Genomic DNA, 26,195 nt, shown 5'->3' on the forward strand with positions numbered 1-26,195 from the left:
GTTCTTCTGCGTGCGACCTCCCTCTCATCCGGCGCCGCGAGGGCAACCTCTGCCCGTAGACTCCCTCGCGTGACACGCTGCGGGCAGGTTGGCAAGATGGCCCTCGCGGTCGGCAAGGTGCGGTAACAGGGAGGAAGCGTCTCGTGAGCAGCAGGCCATCCCGAGGCGCTGCTCGCCTCGCAGCCATACTGGACGCGCTGCCCGATGCGTTGGTGCTGGTCAACGCCAATGGCACGGTCGTCAACGCCAACACCATCGCCCTGGAGGCCTTCGAGGCCCCGGGTACGGCTCTGGTGGGCCGGGGGCTGCTCGATCTGCTGCCGCAGTTCGACTCGCGGCTGATCCCCGGGTCCATGCGGCGGCCCGAGACGATCGACCAGAGCGGGCGGACCAAGCCGACCAGGATGATCGCGCGGCGGACCGACGGCAACGAGTTCCCGGTCGAGGTCACCAGCGCGAACCTGGAGAACGGCCAGCAGGCCTACGACAGTTACGGTCCCACCCCTGACGAGCTGCTCATGCTCGTCGTACGCGATCTGTCGGGCACCGTCGACACCGAGGCCGAACTCGCGCGTTCGCAACGACAGACCGAGATGATCCTGCGCGCTGCGGCCGAGGGTGTCGTGGGCACGGACACGGAGGGGCGGGTCGTCCTCGTCAATCCGGCGGCCGCTCAGATACTGGGATACCGGGCCAGTGATCTCGGCGGCCAGGACCTGCACGCCCTCATCCTTCACTCGCGCGCGGACGGCGAGCCCTTCGCGTACGAGGAGTCCCCGCTCGCCGACACCCTGCGCTCCGGGCGCAAGCACCGGGTGCGCGGGCAGGTGTTGTGGTCCAAGTCCGGGGACAAGGTGCCGGTCGACCTGACGACCGCTCCGGTGCGCGACGGAGACCAGCTCGTCGGCGCCGTGATGACCTTCACCGACCGACGGCCGTACGACAGCCTCGTCGAGGAGAGGGACGCCGAGGCCACCCTGCACGCGGAGGAGATCGAGCGGATCCGCGAGGAGCACGCGGCGGAGCTGGAGGCGCTGCGCGAGCGGCACACCACCGAGCTCGCCGAGGTGCGCGAACGCCACGAGGAGGAACTCGCCGCGGGCGACGAGCGCTACGCGGCGCTCGGCGAGCGCGAGAAGGACCGCTACGAGGCACTGGCCGCCCGGCACGATCAGCTCCTCTCGGTGCTCGGCCAGTCCCTGCGCGGGCCCCTCGACCAGCTGCGCGGTGAGCTCTCCAAGCTCGCCGCCGACGATGCCGGACAGCTGTGGCCCGAGGCCAACCAGGTGCTTCACCACCTCGCGGCGGGCTACTCGCGGATCACGACCCTCGTCGACAACGTGCTCGGCTATCAGCGGCTGGACGCGGGGGCCGAGCAGATCGTCCGTACGAACGTGATGCTGGACGCGGTCGTCGCGGCCGGTGTCGACGGGGCCGTCGAACTGATCGGGCCCGGGCGGGTGCAGTTCGCCGTGCACGCGCCGCCCATCGAGGCCGAGGTCGACCCGCAGCGGCTCGCGCAGGCGCTGGCGCACCTCATCGCGGACGTGGCCGGCGTCGACGCGACCGGCAACGCGCCGGTGTCCGCGGGCGGCTACATGGACAACACCGTCGTCGTGGCGGCGGCGCAGCGCGGCGAGGTCGTACGGATCGAGGTGCGCGGGCCGTACAGCGGGGGAGACCCGGTGCACGAGCCGATCGTGCGCGGGATCGTGCGCGCGCACGGCGGCGTGCTGCAGACGCACGAGGTGCCGGGGATGAGCGGCAGCGCGTTCGTGCTGGAGGTGCCGATCGGCGACGGGGCCGGAGCGATGGCCCCCGAGGCGCCGGTGTCGACCGGTGCCGAGATCGCCCTTCCCGAGCAGGCCTCGCACCAGAACGGCGGCAACCAGGGCGGGGGCAGGCGGCGGGCCCGGCGGTCCTCCGTGGACGCCTTCCTGGAGAGCGAGGTCGCCCCCGCGGAGCCGGTCACGACCGAGGGCGGTGCGGCCGCTCCCACCGGGCGGCGCAGGCGCCGTACGGCCGCGGTGCAGGAGGCCGCCGAGGTGTCCGTGCCCACGCAGGCCCAGGGCCCCGGTGACGGCGACGCCGTCGCCACCGGACGCCGTCGTGGGCGGCCGAGCCCGGTCGAGGGCGCGGACGGTGACGCGGCCGAGGGTGTGTCGGAGGGCGCGGTCGTCATGGCGGCCGAGCACGCGGCGGGAACCGCGGCCGTGGGTACGGGGCTGGGCGGGACGGTGCCTCCGCAGGGGGTTCCCGTGGGTTCTCCGCAAGGGCTGCCCGTGCCGTCCGGGCGGCGGGCGCGGCGTGACGGCGAACAGCACGCGCTGCCGCCCGCGTTGCCCGCGGCTCCCAGCGCCCCGAGCGCGCCCGGTGCTCCGGGTGCCCCGGAGGCCGTCCCCGCCGAAGGTGGCGACGCACAGCCGACCGGGCGGCGTCGGCGGGCGCTGGCCGCGGCGGCCGAGCGTGCCGCCGCGCAGGAAGGCGGCGCTCGGACCGTGTTCGCGCTTCCGCCCGCGGAGGCCGACCGCTCACCCGAGTACATCCAGGCCGAACAGGCCCAGCAGGCGCAACGGGCCCAGCAGCAGCTCCTGGAGCAGGCGGGCGACGCCGTCGGTGCCGTCGCCGGTCGTGCCCAGGGGGACGAGGGCCGGCACGACGGGATGCCGCACAACCCGGCCGACGATCACACTCCGCCCCAGCCGCACCCGGTTTCCGCGCCGTCGGGAGTGCGGACCCGCCAGGCCCCGGCGCGGCCGGGCACGGCGGCGGTTCCGGCCCAGGGCGTCCCCGTACCGGCCGCCCCGGCACCCGGAGCCCCGGCCCAGGCCGTCCCCGCGCAGGCCCCGGCCCCTTGGCCGGCCCCGAACGCCGACGACACCTCCGGCGCCGGCACTCCCGTACCGCCAGGCACCCCCGTACCTCCGGGAGCGCCCGTACCGCCTGGCGCACCCGCGGCAGCGGCCGGCCGCCAGGCCCAGCCGCAGGCGCAGACCCCTGCCCCCGCCAACCCCCTCCCGCCGGAGCAGCCCGCACAGCCGGTGCCCCGGCCGGGGGCTCAGCCGCGGGTCGCCCAGCCGCTGCCCGCCGAGGCCGCCGCGCCGGTCGACCCCAACTCGACGCAGGGGCGCGCGTTCAGCGTGCGGACGCTCGGGCAGGGTGTGCCGTTCAGCCGCCAGCCGGCGCCGAACCAGCCGGGGGCCGTACCGGCCCAGGCGCAGGCACAGCAGACCGCCACGCCTCCCCCGCACCAGACCAATGGCTCCGGCCGCCGCCGCAAGCTCGGCACGCCCCCCGAGCCCGCTGCCGAGCGCCCCGAAGGGACGGCGCGCCCGCACCCGCAGGCCGGGCAGACCGCCACGGCTCCCGGGCCGAGGCTGCCCGGAGCGACCGAGGGCGCCGGTCGGTCGTACGCCATAGGAGCCCCGGACAAGAACGCCGACGAGGGTCCTGAGCCGCTGGACGGTCCCGGTGGCGCGGTCGAGGTCGCCGACCAGCCGCAGCCGCGGCCCGTGGACGACGAACTGCCCCCGGAGCCGCTGGACAACCCGCGCCGTCTCCTCGTGTGGCCCGCGCCGGACGTGACGACCCAGCAAGCGCTGAGCGACCGCGGCTACCGGCCCGTCATCGTGAACTCGCGCGAAGAGGTGGACGCGCAGATCGCCGCGTTCCCGGCCGCGCTGTTCGTGGACCCGCTGACCGGTCCGATCACACGCACCGCGCTGCAGTCGCTGCGCCAGGCCGCCGTCGCCGCCGAGGTCCCGGTACTGGTGACGGCGGGACTGGGGCAGGCGACGCGGGAGGCGGCGTACGGCGCCGATCCGGCCGTACTTCTGAAGGCGCTCGCGCCGCGGGACTCCGAGCAGCACCCGCCGCGCGTGCTGCTCATCGAGGAGCACGCGGAGATCGCGCTGGCGTTGACCTCGACGCTGGAGCGGCGCGGGATGCAGGTGGCGCGGGCGTCCACGGACGCGGACGCCGTCACGCTGGCCTCTCAGATGCGGCCGAACCTGGTCGTGATGGATCTGATGCAGGTACGGCGTCGGCGCGCCGGGATCGTGGACTGGCTGCGGGCGAACGGTCAGTTGAACCGCACCCCGCTCGTCGTCTACACCGCAGCTGTGGACCAGGCCGAACTGCCGCGCCTCGCCGCGGGTGAGACGGTCCTGTTCCTCGCCGAGCGCTCGACGAGCGTCGAGGTGCAGGACCGGATCGTGGATCTGCTGGCGCGCATCGGTACGAACTGACCCGCCGCGCTCCGGGTCTCGAACCGGGTTCATACATACGACGGTTGGGGTGCTGTTTCACGTGAAACAGCACCCCAACCGTCATTCTGTCGCGGACGACCTCAGAGCTGGGTGACGTCCAGCGCGCCCTCCGCGTACTGCCTGCGGATCACCTTCTTGTCGAACTTGCCGACGCTCGTCTTCGGAACCGACTCGATGATCGTCCAGCGCTCGGGGAGCTGCCATTTGGCGATCTTGCCCTCCTCGGCGAGGAAGGTGCGCAGCGCCGCGAAGTCGGCCGTGGCGCCCTCCCTGAGGACGACCGTGGCGAGGGGGCGCTCGCCCCACTTGTCGTCGGGGACGGCGACGACGGCGGCCTCGGCGACGGCCGGGTGCGACATCAGCGCGTTCTCCAGGTCGACGGAGGAGATCCACTCACCGCCCGACTTGATGACGTCCTTGGCGCGGTCGGTGAGGGTCAGGAAGCCGTCGTGGCTGATCGTGCCGACATCGCCGGTCTTGAGCCAGCCGTCCTCGCTGAACTTGTCGGCGGGGCGGACCGGTTCGGCGCCCTGGCCGCCGTAGTACGCGCCCGCGATCCAGGGCCCGCGCACCTCCAGCTCGCCCGCGGACTCACCGTCCCAGGGGAGGCGTTCGCCGCCGGGGCCGGTGAGGCGGGCCTCCACGCCGGCCGGGAAGCGGCCCTGGGTGAGGCGGTACGCGAACTCCTCGTCCGTGCCGACGACACTGGCCGGCGGCCGGGCGATCGTGCCCAGCGGGGACGTCTCCGTCATGCCCCAGGCGTGGCAGACGCGCATGCCCAGCTTGTCGAAGGCCTCCATGAGGGAGGGCGGGCAGGCCGAGCCGCCGATGGTGACCTGGGTGAGCGAGGAGACGTCCCGGGGCTTGGCATGCAGTTCGCCGAGCAGGCCCTGCCAGATGGTGGGGACGGCCGCGGCGTGCGTCGGCCGCTCGGACTCGATCATCTCGGCGAGCGGCGCGGGCTGGAGGAAACGGTCCGGCATGAGGAGGTTGACGCCGGTCATGAACGTGGCGTGCGGCAGGCCCCAAGCGTTGACGTGGAACTGGGGGACCACGACGAGCGAGGTGTCCTGGTCGGTGAGCCCCATCGACTGGGCCATGTTGACCTGCATGGAGTGCAGGTAGATCGAACGGTGGGAATAGATGACGCCCTTGGGGTCGCCGGTGGTGCCGGAGGTGTAACACATGGCCGCGGCGGCACGCTCGTCCAGCTCCGGCCAGTCGTAGGTGGTCGGCTTTCCCGCGATCAGCTCGTCGTACTCGTGCACCTGAACGCTCGTGCCCTCGAGCAGCGAACGGTCACCGGGGCCCGAGACGACCACGTGCTCGACCGTCGGCAGATGGGGGAGCAGCGGCGCGAGCAGCGGGAGCAGCGAGCCGTTGGCGATGATCACGCGGTCGGCGGCGTGGTTGACGATGAAGACGAGTTGTTCCGCGGGGAGGCGGAGGTTGAGCGTGTGCAGGACCGCGCCCATGGAGGGAATCCCGAAGTACGCCTCGACATGCTCGGCGTTGTTCCACATCAGCGTCGCCACACGGTCGTCGTCCTCGACGCCGAGGTCCTCGCGCAGCGCGTGCGCGAGCTGGGCGGCCCGGTCGCCGATCTCGGCGTAGGAACGGCGCTGCGGCTCTCCCTCACCCGTCCAGGTGATCACCTGCGAGGTACCGTGGATGGCCGACCCGTGGGTCAGGATCCTCGAGATCAGCAGCGGTACGTCCTGCATCGTGCTCAGCACGGCGTCCTCCCGGGGCGACATTGCCTACGAGGTGGTAAGGGATGCGCTGATTCTGCGCACATACCACGCGGTATGTCACTAGCTCCGGGCGATCGATCAGGTCACAGGGGCCGTTCGGCGCGGACGGGAACTTTTCCGCGGGGGCCGTTGGGCCCGGATCCGCCGAAGGTCAGCGCACGGGTTCCAGCTCGGGGTCCTCGCGCAGCTTGCCCAGCGCCCGTGACACCGCCGACTTGACCGTGCCGACGGAGACGCCGAGCACCTCCGCGGTCTGTGCCTCGCTGAGGTCCTCGTAGTACCGCAGGACGACCATGGCCCGCTGCCGCGCCGGGAGCTTCATGATGGCGCGCCACATCGCGTCGTGCAGCGCCTGCTGCTCGGCCGGGTCCTCGGCGGGGACGTCCTCCGGCTCCGGCAGCTCGTCGCACGCGAACTCGTCGACCTTGCGCTTGCGCCACTGCGAGGTCCGGGTGTTCAGCAGCACACGCCGTACATAGCCATCGAGCGCGCGGTGGTCCTCGATCCGCTCCCACGCGACGTAGGTCTTGGTCAGCGCGGTCTGCAGCAGGTCCTCGGCGTCGCTCGGGTTCGCGGTCAGCGAGCGGGCGGTACGCAGCAGCACCGGCTGACGTGCCTTCATGTACGACGAGAACGACGGGTACGGAAGGGTCCGCGTCCCGACGCTCGAACCGCTGGTGCAGACGAGTGAGGTCATGGCTCCACGCTAGGAGTGACCCCTACCTTCTCGGATCGGCCGCAGGTCCCGAAGAGGTGTCCCCCTCAGGTTGTAGGAAGGGGGCTGGCCCCACCTCCTGAGGGTGGACGAGCGGCGCCCGCACCCTGAGGGTTCACCCCTGAGAGACCCGTACGGCAGTAGTACGGAGGCGGCCTCCCTGCTACCCGGGGTGTCCCACAGCGGCCCCGAGGGCTCCGTGACGCGGGGAGAGCGGGGCGAGCCCGACAGCGTACTCATCCCCCGTCCGCCCCCAGGATCAACCCCGACGTGGGGACTCCGGTGCCCGCGGTGACCAAAGTGCGGCCGACGCCCCGTATCTGGTTCACGGACGTGCCGCGCAGCTGGCGTACGGCCTCCGCCACCCCGTTCATCCCGTGCAGATACGCCTCCCCGAGTTGGCCCCCGTGGGTGTTCAGCGGCAACCGCTCCTCGGCGACGAAGTCGGGGGCCTCCCCCGGCTCGCAGAACCCGAACTCCTCCAGCTGCATCAGCACGAACGGCGTGAAGTGGTCGTAGAGGATGCCCACGTCGATGTCCTTGGGGGCCAGCCCCGAGGTCCGCCACAGCTGGCGCGCCACGACCCCCATCTCCGGCAGCCCGGTCAGCTCGTCCCGGTAGAAGCTCGTCATCTGTTCCTGCGCCCGGCCCGCGCCCTGGGCGGCGGCGGTGATCACCGCGGGCGGGTGCGGCAGCTCCCGGGCGCGCTCCAGGGAGGTGACGACCAGCGCCTGGCCGCCGTCCGTCTCCTGGCAGCAGTCCAACAGCCGCAGCGGCTCCACGATCCACCGCGAGGCCGCGTGTTCGGCGAGGGTGATCGGTCTGCCGTGGAAGTACGCCGCCGGGTTCGTCGCCGCGTACTTGCGGTCCACCACGGCGACGTGGCCGAACGCCTCGGGCGTCAGCCCGTAGGTGTGCAGATACCGCTGGGCCGCCATCGCCACCCAGGACGCGGGGGTGAGCAGCCCGAACGGCAGGGCCCAGCCCAGCGCGACTCCCTCGGCCGACGGCTCCCGCTGCTGCACCCCCGCTCCGAATCTCCGCCCCGACCGCTCGTTGAACGCCCGGTAGCAGACCACGACCTCGGCCACCCCGGTCGCCACCGCGAGCGCCGCCTGCTGGACGGTCGCGCAGGCCGCACCGCCCCCGTAGTGCACCCGGGAGAAGAAGGACAGCTCGCCGATCCCGGCCGCCTGGGCGACGGTGATCTCCGGGCTGGTGTCCATGGTGAACGTGACCATCCCGTCCACCTCGGCCGGTGTCAGCCCCGCGTCGTCGAGCGCCGCCCGCACCGCCTGCGCGGCGAGCGTCAGCTCACTGCGCCCGGAGTCCTTGGAGAACTCGGTGGCCCCGATCCCGACGATCGCCGCCCGGCCGCCGAGCCGGTCCCTCGTGCGTACGCTCACGAGACGCCTCCGGGCGGCAGGGTGACCGTCACGGTCCCGGTCACGTGTCTGCCGATGCCGTTCGCCCCGACGACGCGCACGGTCGTGGTGCCGCCCTCGACCTCTTCGACCCTGCCGGTCAACACCATCGTGTCGCCCGGGTAGTTGGGTGCCCCCAGCCGTATGGCCACCTTGCGGAGGACGGCGTCAGGTCCGAAGTGGTCCGTGATGTACCGCCCGACGAGGCCGTTGGTGGTCAGGATGTTCATGAAGACGTCGGGGGAGCCCCTGTGCCGCGCCAGCTCGGCGTCGTGGTGCACGTCCTGGTAGTCCCGGGACGCGATCGCCCCGGCCACGATCAGCGTGCGCGTGATCTCGATCTCCAGTGGCGGCAGCTCGTCACCGGCCCGCACGCGCTCGCCCTCTCGGATCCACACGCGCTCGCCTTCTCCGACCCGCACGCGCTGCCCTTCTCCGGCCCGCACGCGCTGTCCCTCTCCGGCCCGCACGCGCTCTCCTTCCCCGGCCCTCATGTCTCTTCCTCCCCGCTCGCGATCAGCTCCCCCAGTTCCTGGAGGACTTCGCTCCCGCACCCCAGGTACGCGTCCAGCTGCCGCCCCCACAGGAAGTACCGGTGCACCGGGTGCTCCAGGTCGGCACCCGTCCCTCCGTGCAGATGCTGGCCCGTGTGCACGACCCGCTGACCCGCCTCGGACGCCCACCAGGCGGCGGTCAGCGCGTGCGTCGCGTACGCGAGCCCCTCGTCGCGCCGCCACGCCGCCTCGTACGCCGTCACCCGTATCGCCTCGGTGTCCATGTACGCGTCGGCGGCCCGGAGTTGGACACCCTGCTTGGCGGCGAGCGGACGTCCGAACTGCTCGCGTGCGTTGGTGTGCTCCACGGCGCGTGCCAGCGACCCGGCGCACACTCCGGCCTGCAGCCCCGCGAAGGCGGTCCGGGCGGTGGCGAGCACGTCGTCGTACGCGTCCGCCCCGCCCACCGGCTCACCCGGCGTCCCGTCGAGCGTCAGCCGTCCCGCCGCCCAGGGCGCCGTCAGCTCGACCGGCGCGCACCGCGCGTCAGCGGTCCGCACGAGCCACATCCGGCGCCGGTCGTCCGCGACGAGCACATGGGTGGAGTCCCGCAGCCACGGCACGACAGGGGCGATTCCGCTCAACCGTCCCTCCGCGTCCGCCCGTACGCCTCCCGGCTCGAAGACCGCCCCGCACACCACCGCCGTCCCGTCCCCGATCCCCGGCAGCAGCCGCTCCCGCTGCTCCGGTGAACCGTGGGCGGACACCGCCAGCAGCCCGTACACACAGCTCGCCGCGAACGGCACCTGGGCCGTGGTCCGCCCCTGCTCCTCCAGGAGCAGCACCAGACCGAGGAGCCCCGTGTCCGCGACGGCCGCCACCAGCCCGGCCGCGCAGAGCGCCTTCCACGTCTCGGCGTCGCTGCCGGTGCCGGCCGCGGCGAGCCGCTCCGGGGTGGAGAGGTCTCCGAAGATCCGCGCGGCCAGGTCGCGGGCGGCCGCCTGTTCCTCGGTGGGCGTGAAGTCCATGTCAGCCTCCCCCCTCCGCACCGGCCCGGAAGACCGGCAGCACCAGCTCCTCGTCGTACCGCTCGAAGCGGAGCCGCACGGGCATCCCGATCCGCACCTTGTCGTACGGCACCCCGATGACGTTGCTGACGATCCGGACGCCCTCGGCCAGCTCGATCAGGCCCACGGCGTACGGAGGGTCGAAGGCGGGGAACGGCGGGTGGTGCATGACGACGTACGAGTAGACCGTCCCGTCTCCGCTCGCCTCGACCGTGTCCCACTCCGGGGATCCGCACGCGCCGCACCCCGGCAGCCAGGGAAACCGCAGCGTCCCGCAGCCCCCGCACCGCTGGATCAGCAGCTGGTGCCGGCCGATGCCCTCCCAGAACCCGGCGTTGTCCCGGTTGACGACCGGTCGCGGCCGGCCCGCCTTGGCCTTGGTGCGCGCCGGGGCGTACTTGAGGATCCGGAACCGGTGCGTACCCGCAAGCTCCCCGTTCGCCCGTACGTCCATCCGGGTCGTGACGAAGTGCCCGGTGCCCAGCTTGGTGGTCTTGCGCTCGGAGACCGACTCGATCACCGCGTCGAAGCTGATCTCGTCGCCGGGCCGCAGCGGACGCAGATACTCCTGCTCGCAGTCGGTGGCGACCACGGAGGTGCAGCCGGCCTCGTCGAGCAGGCCGAGCAGCTCGTCGTACGCGTCCGAGCGGCCCTCGTGCCCGGACAGGCCGCCCATCGTCCACGCCTGGAGCATGGTGGGCGGCGCCACGGCGTCCGGACCCGTGTACGCCGCGTTGGTGTCGCCCATCGCCTCGCACCAGTGCCGGATCATCGGCTCGTTGACCGGGTCCTTGCCCACGCCGGCGACGGCCGCCGCACGCCCTTCGTACGCCTTGAGCCGCGCCGCGGGCTCGGCCGCCTCGTCGCTCACCGCCGCCCCCTCGTCATCCCGAGCCGCATGGTCGCCACGATCTCCCGCTGCACCTCGCTCACCCCGCCCCCGAACGTGTTGATCTGCGCCGCCCTGTTCATCCGCTCCAGCTCGCCGTCCCCGAACACACCCGGCGAACCGGAGCGCACCAGCGCCCGCGCACCCACGACTTCCTGACACATTCGGTACGAAGCGACCGCCGATTCCGTTCCCGCGACCTTCACGCCACTCGCGTCGCCCGGGGCCAGCCGGCCCGCCCCGACATCCCCCACCAAACGCCAGTTGAGCAGGCGCGATGCCGCCAGCCGGGCATGCACCTCGGCCAGCCGAAAACGCACCCAGGGCTCGTCAACCCGACGCCGCCCCGTCACCGGATCGGGGGTGCGCACCGCCCGCAGCGCGGCCGCGTAGAAATCCTCGGCCTGCATGCCGATCGCGGCGAGCGCGACCCGCTCGTGGTTGAGCTGGTTGGTGATGAGCTCCCAGCCGCCGTTCTCCTCGCCGACGAGGTTCGAGGAGGGGACGCGGATGCCGTCGTAGTACGTGGCCGTGGTGGTCAGTCCGCCCACCGTCTCGATCGGTGTCCAGGAGAAGCCCGGCGCGTCCGTGGGCACCAGGACGATCGAGATGCCCCGGTGCTTGGACGCGTCGGGGTCGGTGCGGCAGGCGAGCCAGATCCAGTCCGCGTGCTGGGCGTTGGAGGTGAAGATCTTCTGCCCGTCGATCAGCCAGGACTCACCGTCCCGTGCGGCGCGTGTGCGCAGCGAGGCCAGGTCCGTGCCCGCCGAGGGCTCCGAGTACCCGATCGCGAAGACGAGGTCGCCCCTGAGGACGCGCGGCAGGAAGTACTCCTTCTGCGCCTCGCTCCCGTACTTCATGAGAGTCGGTCCGACGGTGTTCAGAGTGACCATCGACACCGGCGCACCGGCCCGGTACGCCTCGTCGAAGAACACGAACTGCTCGTCGGCTCCGCGTCCTTGGCCCCCGTACGCGACGGGCCAGCCGATCCCGAGCAGCCCGTCGGCACCGATGCGGCGCAGCAGCGCGCGCTGTCGCCCGGGGTCGTCGGCGGGCGGGGGACCGTTGGGCATCAGGTCCCGGAAGTACGTACGCAGTTCGGCGCGCAGTCGTTGCTGGCGCTCGGTGGGGGCGAGGTGCACGGCGGCGGCCCTCCCGGACCTCGTACGAACAAGGTTTTCTGACTGTCCGTCAGATGCCGGGAGCTGTCAAGGTCACGACGGGACCGTCGAGAACGGACACGCGAACACGCCTGCGCGACGGCACCGAAGTACCGTCGCCCAGACGCGTTACCACCCCACAGAGCACCCCACACGGTGCTTCAGGGCCGATGAGCCCGTCGAGAGCGGGCGAATCGGCCCCGGCTCACCAGAGGTTGGTGAAGTTGACGACGGCGTTCGACTGGTCGATGGCCGTGAACGCGGAGTGGTTGACCTGAGCCGTGTTGCTCTGGTTCGAGGCCCCGGAGCCGACCGCCTGCTGCTGCGTGGTGGAGGAGTTGCCGCTGTTGTTGTGTCCGACCCCGCTGCCGCTGACGGTTGCCACGCCCGCGTTCGATCCGTTGTCCGCGAAAGCGCCGTTGTCCGCCACTGCGACACCCGCGAAGAGGGCGGCGGCGAGGGGCAGGGCCGAGACGGCGGCGAGAACACGGGCGGTGCGGATGCTTGCCATGTGAATTCCTCCAAGAACCGGATGTACGGACCGGCGCGAACCGGGAAGTACTGCTCGCTCCAAGGCGGTTGGCCGACCGCCCCGGCGCTGATCACGACGTCGCGAGTCCAGAGTTGCCCACCGAATCCCCGGCGAACCACCCCGGAAGCCGTGATTCGCCCTCAAGCGTGAGTACATGTCGATAAACCCTCTTCATGACAAGAAACCCCAGCTCAGACCGGATCGGACAACTCGGGCCCGGGCACCCCAAGAGGGGAACCGTTCCGCCACTTTTTGGCCAATCCCTCCCGAATCCCCTTCCCGGCGCCCCCGCACCCGGCGAGCCCTTCCTTTTTTCGAACACTCATACGAAAATGGAGACATGGCCACCATCGACCGGCAGGCCACGACCCTGGCCCTGGCCCACGCCCTGTCCGCCGCCGAACGCGGTCTCGCGGTGATCCCGCTGTCCCGCACGAAGCTCCCGGCCCTGCGCTCCCCCCACCGCGACGACCCCGATCCCGACCCGACGACCCCTCCCTGCCACGGCGAATGCGGCCGCTTCGGACACGGCGTGTACGACGCCTCCACCGACCCCCGCCGCATCCGCGCGCTCTTCGCCGCCGCGCCCTGGGCGACCGGCTACGGCATCGCCTGCGGCCTCGACCCGCACCGCCTCATCGGCATCGACCTCGACACCAAATCCGGTACCGACTCCTCGGCCGCCCTGCGCGAACTGGCCCTGCGCCACCTGTTCACGATCCCGGAGACGGTGGTCGTGCTGACCCCGAGCGGCGGTCGCCACCTCTGGCTGACCGGACCGCCCGACGTGGTCGTCCCCAACTCGGCGAGCCGACTGGCCCCGGGCATCGACATCCGCGGTGCCGGCGGCTACCTGGTCGGCCCCGGCTCCCGCACCGAGCACGGCGTGTACGGAACGGCCCCGGGCACCGCCCAGTTGGCGCCCGCGCCCTGTCCACGCGAACTCCTGCGCCTGCTCACGCCCCCGCCCCGCACGCACCACCGCGCGCCCCCCGCGACCGGCCAACACGGCCAGGGGCTCGTCCAGTTCGTGCTCGCCGCCCACGAGGGCCAGCGCAACACCCGCCTCTTCTGGGCCGCCTGCCGCGCCTACGAGAACGGCATCGGCCCGGAACTGACCACCGCACTCGTCGACGCCGCCGTCCGCACCGGCCTCACCGAACGCGAGGCCCGCTCGACGATCGCCTCGGCGTCCCGGATGACGTTTCCACGCCCCGGGCCACCACAAAACAAAACGACACCACGCACCGCCGATCCCTAGGCTGCGCGCCATGGCACTGACCCACGTCACCCTCACCTCGGGCAGAAGCGTCGGGATATCCGACCTGCGTCTCACCTCGACCTACGGCGGAATGCTCGAGGGCTACCCCTTCAAGCGCTGGAACGACCACATCGTCAACGCCCTGGCCCGGCGGACAGCGGAGGCGTTCCCCGGCACCCCGGCGCACCTCGTCACACCCCACCGGGACCATCCGGACCTGCCCGCCCGAGGCTTCGGCCCGGTCGAAATGCTCCCCGCCGTGACCTGCGTCGGCCTCTTCCTTTCCAGCGCGGTCGACCCCTCCCTCGACCCCGTCCTCCACCGCTCGACCCTGGCGGTCGCGTGGTTCCAGGCCACCCCCGACATCCCGTCCGGCCACACCGCCGATCCGGCCCTGCGCGCCATCCCCTGGGAGGAAGCCGCAGAGGACTTCGAGCTGTGAGCCGCCGCCGGCCTACCGAGGATGTTCTGAGACTCTGCCGACAACCGAGGGCGTGTCCCAAGCCGCTGCCGACATGCCGAAGGGGTGCCCTGAAATCAGGACACCCCTTGTCGCCGGCACAGAGGCCGAACACCTGCGGTGGGTGTGGGATTTGAACCCACGGTGACATCGCTGCCACGACGGTTTTCAAGACCGTTCCCTTAGGCCGCTCGGGCAACCCACCTCTGCCCCGCCCACCAGGAGCGGAGCAGTTACAGGGTACCGGCCCCGAATGCTTGGTGGGGGCCATGGTTCACACGGGGCCCACCGGCTCCGTTCCGCCCTCCAGGAACGCCGCTCCGAGCGGCATCAGATCCGCGGATCAGGTGCCGACGAGTGTCCTCGCGTCGGCCCCTGCTCCCACGAGCAGCTTGGCCCGCGCGAGGTCCCTGTTCGCGATGACCCGTTGACGATGGCCTTCGGGCAACTTTCCACCGTCCAGCAGCTTCTCGCAGCACTCCAACGATTCCCGGTACTCGCCCATCCAGTAGGACGACACCGCCAGCTCGTCCAGCGCCCGCCACTCGTACCAGCCATGCTCCACGAACAGGATGTCCTTCGATGGCGGGAGCTCCACCGCGCGCCGCGCGAACATGTACGCGAGTGGCCAGCGCTCCCCGTTCAGACGGTACAGACGCGCGAGCTCGCCGAGCGGTTCGACCCGTGTGGGCCGGTACTCGTGCGCGTCCAGGAAGCGGGCCGTGACCTCCGGCACCCGGCGCTTGGCGTCCATGGCCAGTCGGGCCGCATAGAGCCGGGCGCAGAACGCCTCCTCGGCGAAGCCACCCATGCCCGCGCGCCGGTCGTACGCGGCGAGCGCCTTTCCGGGTTCACCGGCGTCGCGCCAGCTTTGGGCGAGGTAGAAGACGTACCGGGCGTTGTCCGGATCCTTGGCAAGCCCGTCCTTGAGGATCGCGGCATCGCGGAGGTACTTCTGTCGCTGGCTGCTCTGGAGGCGCCCACCGCCGCCCATGATGACCATGCGAGCGCCTTCGAGGGTGGCCCGGCTGAAGCGCGTGTCGCACTCCAGGTACTCGTGCAGCACACCGACGTACCGCCAAGGCAGACGGGTCGACACCATCGTCGGACGCCAGTGGACGATGGGGCCGTGGCGCACCTCGAAGTCGTAGCAGTCATGGGTCAGTTCCGGCATCGTGAAGCCGGGACCGGTCTCCATCACGTCGTCGGCGTCGATGAACAGCAGGTAGTGCGCGCGGTCCCGGGCCAGATCGATCGCCTCGCTGCGGCTCAGGTCGAAGCCCTTCCAAGGGCTCTCGTACAGCGTCCCGGGCAGGTCGGCGAGAGTTTCACGGATGACGTCCTGAGTGCCGTCGGTCGAGCCTGTATCAAGGATCACCCATGTGTCGATGAGGGGGCGCACAGATTCGAGGCAGCGCCGGATCACATGCGCCTCGTCCTTGACGATCATATTAAGGCAGACCGTTTCCATGACTTTTTCTTTTCTGTAATGAAGAGGATCGGTGGGTGAATTTACCGAGTCATAGAACCCCACACAAGGACCGCCACCAGGGACTCGACGTCCATACAGGTGATGGCCCGACCAGATTGCCGCCCCAGCCGCCCGCACCTGTGTATAAGTGAGCAGTTCCTGCTGCAGGGCATGGGAGATATTTATGGTAGTCACCGCGCAACTTCCCCTTCCGCGCGAAGAAATCCAGAGCGCCGAGGCGATCAAACACAGAAGACAGCGGACGGGGCTGTGGCTGTGGCCGCTCGTCCTTACTTTCGGCCTGACCAGCCACGGACTGACCGACTCTCTGCTGGGTCGCGACGAACTGGTCACCTGGGACATGGTGAACCGCAACACCGGTCAGATCCTCGCCACTCTCCAGAACGTCGACGCCGTGCACGGCATGTACTACCTGCTGATGCATCTGTGGGTGGGTCTCTTCGGCGATTCTGTCATTTCCTTGCGGCTCCCCACCGCATTGGCCGTGGCCGGATCGGCGTCCGTCGTAAGTCTCATCGGAGACCGGCTCTTCGGATATCGTGCCGGAATTCTCGCCGGAATTCTCTTCGCGATCGTGCCTGCGGTGAGCCGCTATGGCCAGGAAGCCCGCAGCTACGCTCTGGTGATTTTCGCCGTCGCCCTCGCGACGCTCCTGCTGCTCCGGGCACTGGACGCCCCTCGCAGCCCCTGGCGATGGGCCGCCTACTCACTCACGCTGGCCGTCGTCGGACTCCTCCACCTGATCGCACTGTCCGTCGTACTCGCCCATGCCTGCGTGCTCGCGGCCCATGCGCGGCAGAACCGCTCCCTGTGGTGGAAGTCCGGACTCGCCCTCCTGGCCGTCGCCGCCTGCGTCGCCCCGGTCGCCCTGCTCGGCCATTCCCAGGTCCAACGCCAGCTGTACTGGGTCCCGGAGCCCGACGCCTGGGCACTTCTCTCCATCATGCGTGACGTCTTCGCCTCCGCCCTGTGCGCCGGAGCGCTGATCGCCCTCGCCCTTCTGGCCCGTTCACCGCGCAAGGCCCCCCTGTTCCTCTGCGGCACCTGGGCCCTTGTACCTCCTGTCCTCGTCTGGCTCGCCTCGCACGGCGAGGTCTCGTACTTCCGCCACGTCTATGTCCTCTTCACCCTCCCGGCCTGGGCACTCCTCGCCGGTGCCGGCCTCGCCGGGGCCTCCCGCTCTCGGAAATCCACCGCGGCCCTCCTCGCGGCGCTGGCCGTCCTGACTCTGTCCGACCAGAAGCAGATGCGACAGCCGTTCGAGCATGACGCCCCAGTGCCCCTCGACTACGCGGCGGCGGCGGACGTGATCAAGCAGCGCCACCAGCCTGGAGACGCCGTCGTCTACGACCGCGAGAACACATGGAAGCTCGACAGCGGGGTTCAGTACTATCTGCCCCGCGACCTGAAGCTGCGCGACGTCTTCCTGGCCAAGGCCCCCAGCGCGATCAACGACCTTTACGCGCTCCAGTGCTCCGTCCCGATCCTGTGCCTCAAAGGCGAGCAGCGCATCTGGCTGCTGACCCAGGGCGCCGACTTCCCTTTCAACGCCATCAACCCGGGGCAGGCGATCGCCCTGCAGAGCCGGTACGAGTTGTCCAGTAGCCAATCGGTGACGGGGATGACCGTGAGCCTGCTCGTACGCAAGGAGAAGAGCTAGGCCCGGAGTGCGGGCATGCGCAAGACCTTCGGCTCAGAAGGGCAGTTGAACGGCCCGGGCGACGTCACGAGTGGGCCTGAGGATCTGCACATGCGTCGCTGAAGCGGCCTCGCGACTCATTGGGCCCACTCTGCCTGAGAGGGGCTCGGAGGTCTTGTGGGACGGCGCTGCCGCTTGAAATGCGGCGTCAGCCAACAGTTCCAGGTGGAAGCTGAGGGCCCACGTGGAGGGAGCAGGAGCGGCAAGCGCAGGCGTATCCATGACGTGCAGTTCAAAGTCACCGGGAACGCCAGCAAGTGGAGGCGAAGGGCGAGCCGGATGTTCGGGTTTCGTCCGAACAGTGACGGCCACCGCAACCGTGGACGTGAAGCGCGCATCGGCCCGACCCTCTGCGAGCGCGACGTCCATCGGTTCAGCCACCGCACCCGAGATCACCGGCCCCGCCGACCGCGGCTGCCAACGGCGTGATCAAGGAGCCCCAAGGTTGAGGGGCGCCCGGCGGTCGGCCGGACACCCCTTCATCCCTTTACCTACACTGCCTACGCAGCTTGCCCTTGGGCTCGCACTAGCTGTTGACGGCACCCGGGGTCGGGGAATTCTGCAGGACCCAGGGGTTCGTGCAGGAGAGGATGGGGTGGATCGGGGGCGGAGGCGGCGAGTTGCTCTCGGAGCAGGTCGTCTCGAAGACCTGTCCGCCCGTGGTCAGGACATCGATTTTGACGCTGTTGGCCGCGTTGCTGTGCTCATTGATGGCCACGCCACAGGCGCCGGTGGGGTAGTTGGGCAGGCCGCTGAGGTCGGTCCACAGGAAGCCGGGGACGGCACCGCTGATGTCCCTGATGCCGGCGTACGTATTGCCGCCGGTCAGGGCAGCCCTCAGTTCGTAGTTGTTGTTGAACTGGACCGCGTCGATGTCGGAGCAGGGCCCGGTGGTTCCTGTCGCCCCCGTGGCACCCGTCGCCCCCGTGGCACCCGTCGCGCCAGTGGCACCCGTCCCACCAGTACCCGTCGCGCCCGTCGCACCGGTCGCGCCCGTCGCACCGGTGTCACCCGTGGCGCCGGTAGCACCCGTGGCACCGGTCGCACCCGTGGCACCGGTCGCACCCTTGCACTCGTTCTTGCCGTCGCCCTTACCGTCCTTGTCGCCGTAGACGAGCGGGTCGGACAACGACTTGTGCTGGCCGTTCTCTTCCTTACACTTGTCGCCGCCGTGGCGGCTCATCAGGGCCGCGTGGTCGGTCACACTGTGTGCCGCCGCGACGGCGGGGTTGACCACTCCGGTCGCCATGACCAGCGCGAGGGAGGCCACCATTCCGGCCCTCTTGAACCGCTCTCGCGCCACCGGCCCGAGTAGCGAAGTCGTCCTGTACTCAGGACTCATCTGCTTGCTCCTTGAGTCAACAAGTTCGGGTGAGTTCCCGAATCCGAGTGAGATCTTGACGCTTGTGCGGCCGACCGACAGACCTATCCGGTCGAAACTCGCCCATTTATGAACATATTGGACTAATCGACGCATTCGAATGGGCCCTTTGTCGTTCCGCGGCACCCGCTTGAGCTCACATAAGGCCGATCAGACACAGTTACAGACCATCCCAAATACGTATTAACCGCAGGATCTGTCATTTACCGCATTTATAAGACTTCTTGAGCTGGTTTGATCGCTGATCGCTTCGACGGTTCGCCCGTAAGGTCCTCTCGCCGCGCGAGGCGGGCCATCGCGTGACGCTGCAGGGTGCGCCGGGTTCTACAGGCGGAGAGTCCCGCTGCTCGTCCTCGTTGCAGGTCTGGGCCGTGAGGGTGTCCGGCCGTCAGGTGATGGCGCGGTTGGTAACCGCTGCCAGCAGGTGGTGAAGGCTGTGGACCAGCGCCAGGTTCATCCGATCCGCAGCCGACAACGACGGACGATCAGCCGCATCCCCTCCGGTCAGCTCGCGCCGTGCGTGTGCGGCGGGGCTGGAAGCGGCTCGCGCCGATGCTGAAGCTGTCGGCCACGGACAAGACGCCGACCGCACTGGCGTCGCTGTCGAACACGGACAAAGAGCCGATCAAGCCCCGCGTCCTGGTCCCCGCCCTGAAGGTCACGCATGACGAGTACGGGGTGATCGCACGGGCAACCTGCTTGCCCGGCGTCGGCCTGGAACAGTTCCAGAAGACGGCCCCGCATCTTGCGGACGCTTGGAGGTGCAAGCGGGTCGCGTTGACCCAGGACAAGCCTGGACAGGTGGTCATCCGGGGTGTGCGGCACGATCCGCAGAAGTTCACCACCGAGCACCGTCCCACGGGTGAAGTACCGGACGAGATCGCCCGGTGGGACCTGGGCTCGGACGAGTACGCACAGCCGGTATCCATCGACCTCACTCAGGTGCCCGGCGTGACCGTGGCCAGCCTTCCCGGCTCCGGCAAGACGTGGCACATCAACCGGCTGATCTACGACTGAACTGCGCCGCGCCCGCGTCTCGGCCGCTGAGCGCATCCTCGGGGTGCAGAGCGTGTGGGAGGTCGGGCCGTCCGCAGCGTGGCCGCTCGTCGTCGTGATCATCAATGAAGCGCACTCCTGCTTCCGCGACCACAAGGCAGCGAAGCCAAGACGAAGAAGCTCGCCGCGCTCGCCGCCGAGAACGCCCGGCTCGTCGAGGACCTGGTGAAGATCGGCCGCAGCATGGGCAGCCTCGTCATCCTCGCCACTCGGTGAGGACATCCGAGAACGGCCCGACGCCAACCCGATCAACCTTCAGGACCGCGCCTACGTCGGCGTCGCCTCCATGAACCACCAGTCCCAGCCCGGATTCACCCGCATCCGCATGCCCTTCGTGTCCGGCAGGGACAGCGCAGCCATCGCCCAGCAGTCCGCCCACCTCATCACCGACCCGGCCGACCTGCTCACCGCCCAGCGCCCAGGCGTCGACCTCAACAAGCCCAACCGCATGCTCGGCTTTCGCGGCCACTTCTCCAGCAAATCCCGCGCCTGCCCCACCACCCTCGGCGCGCTCCGCCACGTACGCCGCGACTGCGCTCTACTCGTGGGTCTACCGGTTCGTCCTCGGCGACGACGGAACGCTGAGGCCGCGTCTCGACGTCGAAGAGCCGCCTGCCGACATCGTGGCCGCGTTGGACTGGACCGGCCGGAAGTCCGTGGACATCACCGACCTCAACACGCCCTCGGTGGTGCGGACGGCACTCGCCGCTCTGAAGCTAAAGCAGGACGGCACGGCCGCTGCCGAGAACACGGTGAATCGCAAGCGAACGGTCTTCAGCAACTGCCTCCGGTACGCGGTGGAACGGGAGTTGCTCGGGCAACCCACCTCTGCCCCGCCCACCAGGAGCGGAGCGGGTACAACGTACCGGCTCCAGGCGTTTCGCAGCGGCCGTGGTCCACACGGGGCCCACTGGCTCTGTTCCGCGCCCCATGCCCACTGCGCCGATCATCAGCGCCCGGGGCCGCGGCCCCGGGCCGACGCGGGTAAGCCTAGGGCTCGGCCGGCCTCGTCGGCCTCCCTGGAGAGACAGGCTCTGCTGGGCCTTGTGTCCGCGTCCTCCCGCGACGCCGTGGGGTGAGAGCGAAGAGAGGATCTTGCGACCTTCTGATCCGAAGGATCAGGCAGCACGTGTGAGCTTTCATCAGGACGCTCAGTCACGCATTTCCCTACCTCGTCAAGGCCGGACCTGCGCTCGGTGGTCGGAAGCAGGAGATGAAGCCAGGCTCAGCGTTGCCGGGACTCCCATCTCAAGGTTCCCTCAATTTTGCACACAGAATACTTTTTGATCCCTAGGCTCCACGATCGACGGTCTGACCAACCGTTCCACCCACAGGAAACCAGGGGAGCAAGTGCGCCTAGTTGCAGACTTAATAGTGTTCGCAAGGGCCGTGGCCTTGGGGATATCAACCCCGGCATTGGCTGCTGACCCAACCGCATCTCCCACGGCTGCCACAGCAACGGCTCAAGACGGCAATGATGACAGTGCGGGATTGCTTGACCCCGTCAAGAACGTTCCTCCGCACAAGGCTGCCCATGCGCAATACGGCGTGTGGCACCGCAAGTTCACCTGCACCGCTTACTACCAGCACCACACCTGCTACCTGACACAGAACAAGGTGACAGGCTACGGCCCTACGCATGTCGGGTGGTACACATGGGACGAATAGGGATAGTCGTTCCGGTAGTCCTCCTTGCGTTGACCGGGTGCACCAGCACAACGTCAACCGGTGGTCGAGCGACGGTGAGTGAGACGCCGGTCGAAACAGCTTCGTCCGGTACGCCCTCCGCCACCGCGGACTCTCGCATTCCACCCCAACTGCCAGACGCGCAGAAAACATTTATCAAAACCGGTAGAAATACCGGTCCTCACTCATTTCCGGCGATCTCTCAAATTCAGCAGGGAACTCTGGAAGTCGCAGTGATCTGTTCGGGTTCCGGGACCATCGAAGTCAATGTCGGCTCTCTCGTGAGCTATACCGTCGTCTGCGCAAACGGCGATCCTGGGCAGTTCAACGAAGTAGGTCTAAGCCACAGCCACAAGAACGTCGCTGTTTCGGTTACCAGCAAGACGAGTGGATCCTGGGGAATCTCGGTGGGATGGACCAAGACCATCGGCCCTCGCGGTTAGCCTCGATCTTTCGTAGCGGCCCGTCGGCTTGTCCGGCGGGCTGTTTCGGCGGCGAGGCTCGTGCCAGAGCGCTCTAGTTGGCGAGCTCGGATGTCGTCGCGGAGCGGGTGGGTACGATCGCCGGCATGGCCCTTCGACCTGTCCAGGTGAACATAAAGGCTCTTGATGGCTTGGCGGTCGGCCGGTTCTGGGCGGAGGCGCTCGGCTGGGGTGTTTCCAGCGAGGGCCCCGGCGTGACCAACGTGGAACCCGGCGGCGGCTTCGTCTGGCCGGACCCGGTCGCCGTCTGCATCGACGTCGTCACCGTCCCGGAACCCAAGACAACGACAAAGAACCGTGTGCACCTCGATCTCGCCACCACCTCCGCGGCCCATCAGGCGGAGTTGGTCGCGCGCCTCCGGGCTCTCGGTGCGACACCCGCCGACGTGGGCCAGGGCGAAGTGCCCTGGACGGTCCTCGCCGACCCCGAGGGCAACGAGTTCTGCGTGCTGGAGCCCCGGGAGATCTACCGGGACACCGGCCCGATCGCCGCGGTGGTGGTCGACTGCGCGGATCCGCGGGCCATGGCCCGGTTCTGGGGTGAGGCGACGGACTGGACCCTGCACGAGGTGACCGACGATCAGGCGACGTCGCGCTCCGCCAAGGGTGTCGGCCCCTGTCTCGAGCTCCTCCGCACACCCGGCGTGAAGACCGTGCCGGACCGCGTCCATCTCGACCTGCTGCCCTACCCCGGTGACGACACAGCAGCGGAGGTGGCCCGGCTGCGGACCCTCGGCGCCACCGACCTCGACCTCGGCCAGGGCGACGTCCCATGGACGTGCCTGACCGACCCGGAGGGCCACGAGTTCTGCGTCCTCGCCCCGTCCTGACGCGGAGCCTTGAGACGCCAAGTCACACCGCCGGCCGGTCATCCGCTGCGGTATCACCGGAGGCATTCGGTATCCACAAGGGGGCGGGTTGACCGCCGAACGCCAGGAGTTTCGCGAGGGCTTACGGCTCCAAGCGGCGGAGCGGTTCGCTCGACGCCGTTCTGTTGCGCAACGGCTGGTCGTGCCAGGTGCCGGCCCGACGCGCCATGACGCCGCCGCAGGCGTGGGGCCGTTCGCATGGGTGCCCGCCGATGTGAGCCACGGCGATCATCACACGCCCGTTGGGCGAGCTTGGCCCAGCACTCGCGTGGCGCGACGACCTCCGGGAGATGACGGCGCGCTCGACGTTCAGCCTTGCCGACATGGGAAAGAACTCTGGTTCCACGGATGCATCCGTAGGCCGACGGGCGAGAAGCTGGTCAGTCCCAGCGGACGGCAAAAGCAAAGGCAAGGAGAGCCCTCTCCTTGCCTCTCTCAACGTATAGCGCGCTGGGGGGCTTGCCGCAAGACCCGGGTCACGGCGCAGAATCGTCGGCCGATGCCACAACCTGCGGAAATGAGGGCACGACGTGCGTGTGCGGTTGTCGACGTACGGGGGACGCGGTGACGTCGAACCGGTGGTGGGACCGGCAGTGCGGTCGCGGGCGCTCAGCGCCAAGGCGCGGGGGTGCGCGCCGCCCGGGAGAGCGGAGCGGCCGGCCGGCTCGTCGAAGGGAAGGCAACCAGTGAGGAGGACGTGCCCGACAAGAGGTTCGACAGAGGCGGAGGCGCCGGTGATTCGACCGGCCACCGCGGTGCAACCGAGCACGACTGCCTCGGAGGTATCGCAATGATCGAGCAGTACGTGTTGGATCTTCAAGAGATTGACGAGACGCAGGTCGCGGTCGTCGGCGGCAAGGGCGCGCACCTGGGCGGGCTGTCGCGGATCGAAGGCGTCCGCGTGCCGGGTGGCTTTTGCGTGACGACGGAAGCCTTCCGGCGGATCATGGCGGAAGCGCCGTCGATCGACGACCGGCTCGATCAGCTGTCGCGCTTGAACCCGGACGACCGGGAGGCGATCCGCACGCTCAGCGCGCAGATTCGCCGGACCATCGAAGGGGTTGCCATCCCGGCCGATCTCGCGGCGGCGATCACCCGCGCGCTCGCCCGGCTCGGCGAGCAACCCGGCGAACCCGGCGAACAACTCGGCGAGCAAGCCGCCTACGCCGTCCGATCCAGCGCGACGGCAGAGGACCTGCCGACGGCCTCCTTCGCCGGACAGCAGGACACGTACCTGAACGTCCTGGGGCCGACGGCGATCCTCCAGCACGTCAGCCGGTGCTGGGCCTCGCTGTTCACCGAGCGGGCCGTGACCTATCGCCAGCGGAACGGCATCGACCACCGTACGGTCCACATGGCCGTGGTCGTGCAGCGGATGGTCTTCCCGCATGCGGCCGGCATCCTGTTCACGGCCGACCCCGTCACGGGCAACCGGAAGGTCGCCACCGTGGACGCCGGCTTCGGCCTCGGCGAGGCCTTGGTCTCCGGCCTGGTGAACCCGGACGTCTTCAAGGTGCGACACGGCGAAGTCGTCGCCAAGGCGATCGCCGCCAAACAGCGTGCCGTTCATGCCCTGCCGACCGGCGGTACGGGGGAAGTGGCGATCGACTCGCAACGGCAGGAGCAGCCGGCGCTGACGGATGCGCAGGTCGTGCGGCTCGTGCGGCTCGGGCGGCGGATCGAAGCGCACTTCGGCCGACCGCAGGACATCGAATGGTGCCTGGCCGATGACGGCTTCCTGATCGTTCAGAGCCGGCCGATCACGACGCTGTTCCCCATTCCCGCGGCCGGCGACCAGGAGAACCACGCCTACGTCTCCGTCGGCCATCAGCAGATGATGACCGACCCCATGAAGCCCCTGGGGCTCTCCATGTGGCAGCTGACGGCCATGGTGGCGATGCACGAGGCCGGCGGGAGGCTGTTCGTCGACGTAACCCCGAGGCTGGCCTCGCCCGCGAGCCGCGCCGCCCTCCTGGACGTCATGGGGAGAGGCGATCCGCTGGTCAGGGACGCTCTGGAGACCGTCCTCGAACGCGAGGATTTCGTCCCGTCGCTCCCGGACGCGGGTCCCGGCGGGCCGCCGGCCGGCGGTGCGTCCGCCCCGATCGAGACCGATCCGGCCATCGTCACCGGGCTGATCGAGCACAGCCAGGAGTCCGTCGCCGCCCTGGAGCGCGACATCCGGACGAAGACCGGACCGGCGCTGTTCGACTTCCTGCTGGAGGCCTTCGAGGAGCACAAGCGAGTCCTCGGAGATCCGCTGAACCTTCAGGCGATCATGGCGGGGATGGAGGCCACCTGGTGGCTCAACGACAAGCTGCAGGAGTGGCTGGGCGAGAAGAACGCGGCTGACACGCTCACGCTGTCCGCCCCCGACAACGTCACCTCCGAGATGGGACTGGCGCTGCTCGACGTCGCGGACGTGATCCGCCCGCAGCCGGAGGTGGTGGCGTTCCTGCAGGGCGTCCGGAACGAGGGCTTCCTGGACGAGGGCTTCCTGGACGAGCTGGCGAAGCTCGCGGGCGGGACCGAAGCGCGCGACGCCATAGAGGCCTACCTCGACCGGTACGGCATGCGCTGCGTCGGCGAGATCGACATCACGAGGCCGCGTTGGCGCGAGCGCCCCACCACGCTCGTGCCCGTGATCCTCGACAACGTCAGGAACTTCGAGCCGGGCACCGCCGCGCGGCGCTTCGAGCAAGGGCGGCAGAGGGCGCGGAAGAAGGAACAGGACGTGCTGTCACGCTTGCGGGCCCTGCCGGACGGGGACCGGAAAGCCGACGAGACCAAGCGGATGATCGACCGGGTCAGAACCTTCATCGGGTACCGGGAGTACCCGAAGTACGGCATCGTCAGCCGCTACTTCGTCTACAAGCAGGCTCTGCTGGAGGAGGCCGAGCGCCTCGTGCAGGCCGACGTGCTTTCCAAGAAGGAGGACGTCTTCTACCTCACGTTCCAGGAGTTCCACGAGGCCGTGCGCTCGAACCGGGTGGATGGCCGGCTCATCCAGCGGCGCAAGGACACGTTCCGGTCGTACCAGGCGCTCACACCGCCCCGGGTGCTCACATCGGACGGCGAGGCCGTCACCGGGGCGTACCGGCGCGACGACGTGCCGGCCGCAGCCCTGATCGGCCTACCGGTTTCCACCGGGACCATCGAAGGAAGGGCCCGCGTCATCCTCGACATGGCGGAGGCCGATCTCGAAGCGGGCGACATCCTGGTCACGACCTTCACGGACCCCAGCTGGTCGCCGCTGTTCGTCGCAATCGCGGGCCTGGTGACGGAGGTGGGCGGCGTGATGACCCATGGCGCGGTGATCGCCCGGGAGTACGGCTTGCCGGCCGTCGTGGGAGTGGAGCAGGCCACCCGGCTGATCCGGGACGGGCAGCGGATCCGCGTGCACGGAACCGACGGGTACGTCGAGATCCTGCCTTGACCGACCACACTGCTCGGGCTCCTGTCGGACCTGCCGCGCAGGACTGCTGAACCGTCGCGGGTCAACGAGA

Annotated in this window: 18 protein-coding genes and 1 tRNA gene; 7 read left to right on the plus strand and 12 right to left on the minus strand. The window is 69.7% G+C overall.

Annotation, left to right across the window (positions count from 1 at the left end; translation table 11 throughout):
• Positions 1-143 precede the first annotated feature (143 nt).
• The gene (locus tag ACIQTP_RS29395; RefSeq protein ID WP_403405225.1) at positions 144-4,247 is read left to right on the plus strand and encodes a PAS domain-containing protein; all 4,104 of its coding nucleotides are present in this window, start codon (positions 144-146) and stop codon (positions 4,245-4,247) included.
• Positions 4,248-4,348: 101 nt separating this feature from the next.
• Here the strand turns inward: ACIQTP_RS29395 and ACIQTP_RS29400 are convergent, their stop codons facing one another.
• The 8 genes from ACIQTP_RS29400 to ACIQTP_RS29435 all read right to left on the minus strand — a co-directional run bounded on the left by ACIQTP_RS29400 (position 4,349) and on the right by ACIQTP_RS29435 (position 12,282).
• Positions 4,349-6,025, minus strand: coding sequence for a long-chain fatty acid--CoA ligase (locus ACIQTP_RS29400; RefSeq protein WP_403405228.1), 1,677 nt, complete (start codon positions 6,023-6,025; stop codon positions 4,349-4,351).
• A 148-nt stretch (positions 6,026-6,173) separates the two neighbouring features.
• A complete protein-coding gene (locus ACIQTP_RS29405) occupies positions 6,174-6,719 on the minus strand; it encodes a SigE family RNA polymerase sigma factor (protein WP_403405229.1) in 546 nt (181 codons plus the stop codon).
• Between the two features lie 254 nt (positions 6,720-6,973).
• On the minus strand, positions 6,974-8,143 hold the full coding sequence (locus tag ACIQTP_RS29410; RefSeq protein ID WP_403405232.1) for a lipid-transfer protein: 1,170 nt from the start codon (positions 8,141-8,143) through the stop codon (positions 6,974-6,976).
• Positions 8,140-8,535 carry a MaoC family dehydratase gene (locus tag ACIQTP_RS29415; RefSeq protein WP_403405612.1) on the minus strand — a complete coding sequence of 132 codons (396 nt, stop codon included), beginning with the start codon at positions 8,533-8,535 and terminating at the stop codon, positions 8,140-8,142. The genes ACIQTP_RS29410 and ACIQTP_RS29415 overlap by 4 nt, the downstream gene beginning before the upstream one ends.
• A 116-nt stretch (positions 8,536-8,651) precedes the next feature.
• Positions 8,652-9,683 carry an acyl-CoA dehydrogenase family protein gene (locus ACIQTP_RS29420; protein WP_403405235.1) on the minus strand — a complete coding sequence of 344 codons (1,032 nt, stop codon included), beginning with the start codon at positions 9,681-9,683 and terminating at the stop codon, positions 8,652-8,654.
• A gap of 1 nt (position 9,684) precedes the next feature.
• Entirely contained in the window at positions 9,685-10,593 is a 909-nt protein-coding gene (locus tag ACIQTP_RS29425) for a bifunctional MaoC family dehydratase N-terminal/OB-fold nucleic acid binding domain-containing protein (protein WP_403405237.1), read from the minus strand.
• Positions 10,590-11,753 (minus strand): acyl-CoA dehydrogenase family protein, encoded by a 1,164-nt coding sequence (locus ACIQTP_RS29430; RefSeq protein ID WP_403405240.1) that lies wholly within the window; start codon positions 11,751-11,753, stop codon positions 10,590-10,592. Before ACIQTP_RS29430 ends, ACIQTP_RS29425 begins: the two co-directional genes overlap by 4 nt.
• 223 nt (positions 11,754-11,976) lie before the next feature.
• Positions 11,977-12,282 carry a hypothetical protein gene (locus ACIQTP_RS29435; RefSeq protein WP_403405242.1) on the minus strand — a complete coding sequence of 102 codons (306 nt, stop codon included), beginning with the start codon at positions 12,280-12,282 and terminating at the stop codon, positions 11,977-11,979.
• A 361-nt stretch (positions 12,283-12,643) separates the two neighbouring features.
• Between ACIQTP_RS29435 and ACIQTP_RS29440 the strand changes: the two genes are divergently transcribed.
• Both ACIQTP_RS29440 and ACIQTP_RS29445 read left to right on the plus strand, forming a co-directional pair.
• Complete coding sequence (locus ACIQTP_RS29440) at positions 12,644-13,564, plus strand: bifunctional DNA primase/polymerase (RefSeq protein ID WP_403405245.1); 921 nt, start codon at positions 12,644-12,646, stop codon at positions 13,562-13,564.
• A gap of 10 nt (positions 13,565-13,574) precedes the next feature.
• Entirely contained in the window at positions 13,575-14,006 is a 432-nt protein-coding gene (locus tag ACIQTP_RS29445) for a hypothetical protein (protein WP_403405248.1), read from the plus strand.
• 136 nt (positions 14,007-14,142) lie between these two features.
• On the opposite strand, the gene ACIQTP_RS29450 is transcribed toward ACIQTP_RS29445, so the two are convergent.
• Together ACIQTP_RS29450 and ACIQTP_RS29455 are read right to left on the minus strand one after the other, a co-directional pair.
• A tRNA-Ser gene (locus ACIQTP_RS29450) sits at positions 14,143-14,229 on the minus strand.
• A 138-nt stretch (positions 14,230-14,367) separates the two neighbouring features.
• Positions 14,368-15,558, minus strand: coding sequence for a glycosyltransferase (locus ACIQTP_RS29455; protein WP_403405250.1), 1,191 nt, complete (start codon positions 15,556-15,558; stop codon positions 14,368-14,370).
• 121 nt (positions 15,559-15,679) lie between these two features.
• Here ACIQTP_RS29455 and ACIQTP_RS29460 point away from each other — a divergent pair, with 121 nt between their 5' ends.
• Positions 15,680-17,176, plus strand: a complete 1,497-nt coding sequence (locus ACIQTP_RS29460; protein WP_403405252.1) for a glycosyltransferase family 39 protein — start codon at positions 15,680-15,682, stop codon at positions 17,174-17,176.
• Between the two features lie 565 nt (positions 17,177-17,741).
• On the opposite strand, the gene ACIQTP_RS29465 is transcribed toward ACIQTP_RS29460, so the two are convergent.
• On the minus strand, positions 17,742-18,557 hold the full coding sequence (locus tag ACIQTP_RS29465) for a hypothetical protein (RefSeq protein WP_403405255.1): 816 nt from the start codon (positions 18,555-18,557) through the stop codon (positions 17,742-17,744).
• 555 nt (positions 18,558-19,112) lie between these two features.
• On the opposite strand from ACIQTP_RS29465, the gene ACIQTP_RS29470 reads away from it, so the two are divergent.
• On the plus strand, positions 19,113-19,613 hold the full coding sequence (locus ACIQTP_RS29470; RefSeq protein ID WP_403405258.1) for a hypothetical protein: 501 nt from the start codon (positions 19,113-19,115) through the stop codon (positions 19,611-19,613).
• Positions 19,614-19,848: 235 nt separating this feature from the next.
• On the opposite strand, the gene ACIQTP_RS29475 is transcribed toward ACIQTP_RS29470, so the two are convergent.
• Complete coding sequence (locus ACIQTP_RS29475) at positions 19,849-20,121, minus strand: hypothetical protein (protein WP_403405261.1); 273 nt, start codon at positions 20,119-20,121, stop codon at positions 19,849-19,851.
• Between the two features lie 1,785 nt (positions 20,122-21,906).
• On the opposite strand from ACIQTP_RS29475, the gene ACIQTP_RS29480 reads away from it, so the two are divergent.
• Complete coding sequence (locus tag ACIQTP_RS29480; protein WP_403405263.1) at positions 21,907-22,650, plus strand: VOC family protein; 744 nt, start codon at positions 21,907-21,909, stop codon at positions 22,648-22,650.
• Between the two features lie 829 nt (positions 22,651-23,479).
• Positions 23,480-26,125: a rifamycin-inactivating phosphotransferase gene (gene rph, locus ACIQTP_RS29485; protein WP_403405266.1), complete on the plus strand. Its 2,646-nt coding sequence runs from the start codon at positions 23,480-23,482 to the stop codon at positions 26,123-26,125.
• Positions 26,126-26,195: the final 70 nt, after the last annotated feature.

This window comes from Streptomyces sp. NPDC090798 (genome assembly GCF_044768965.1).
Lineage (GTDB): Bacteria > Actinomycetota > Actinomycetes > Streptomycetales > Streptomycetaceae > Streptomyces.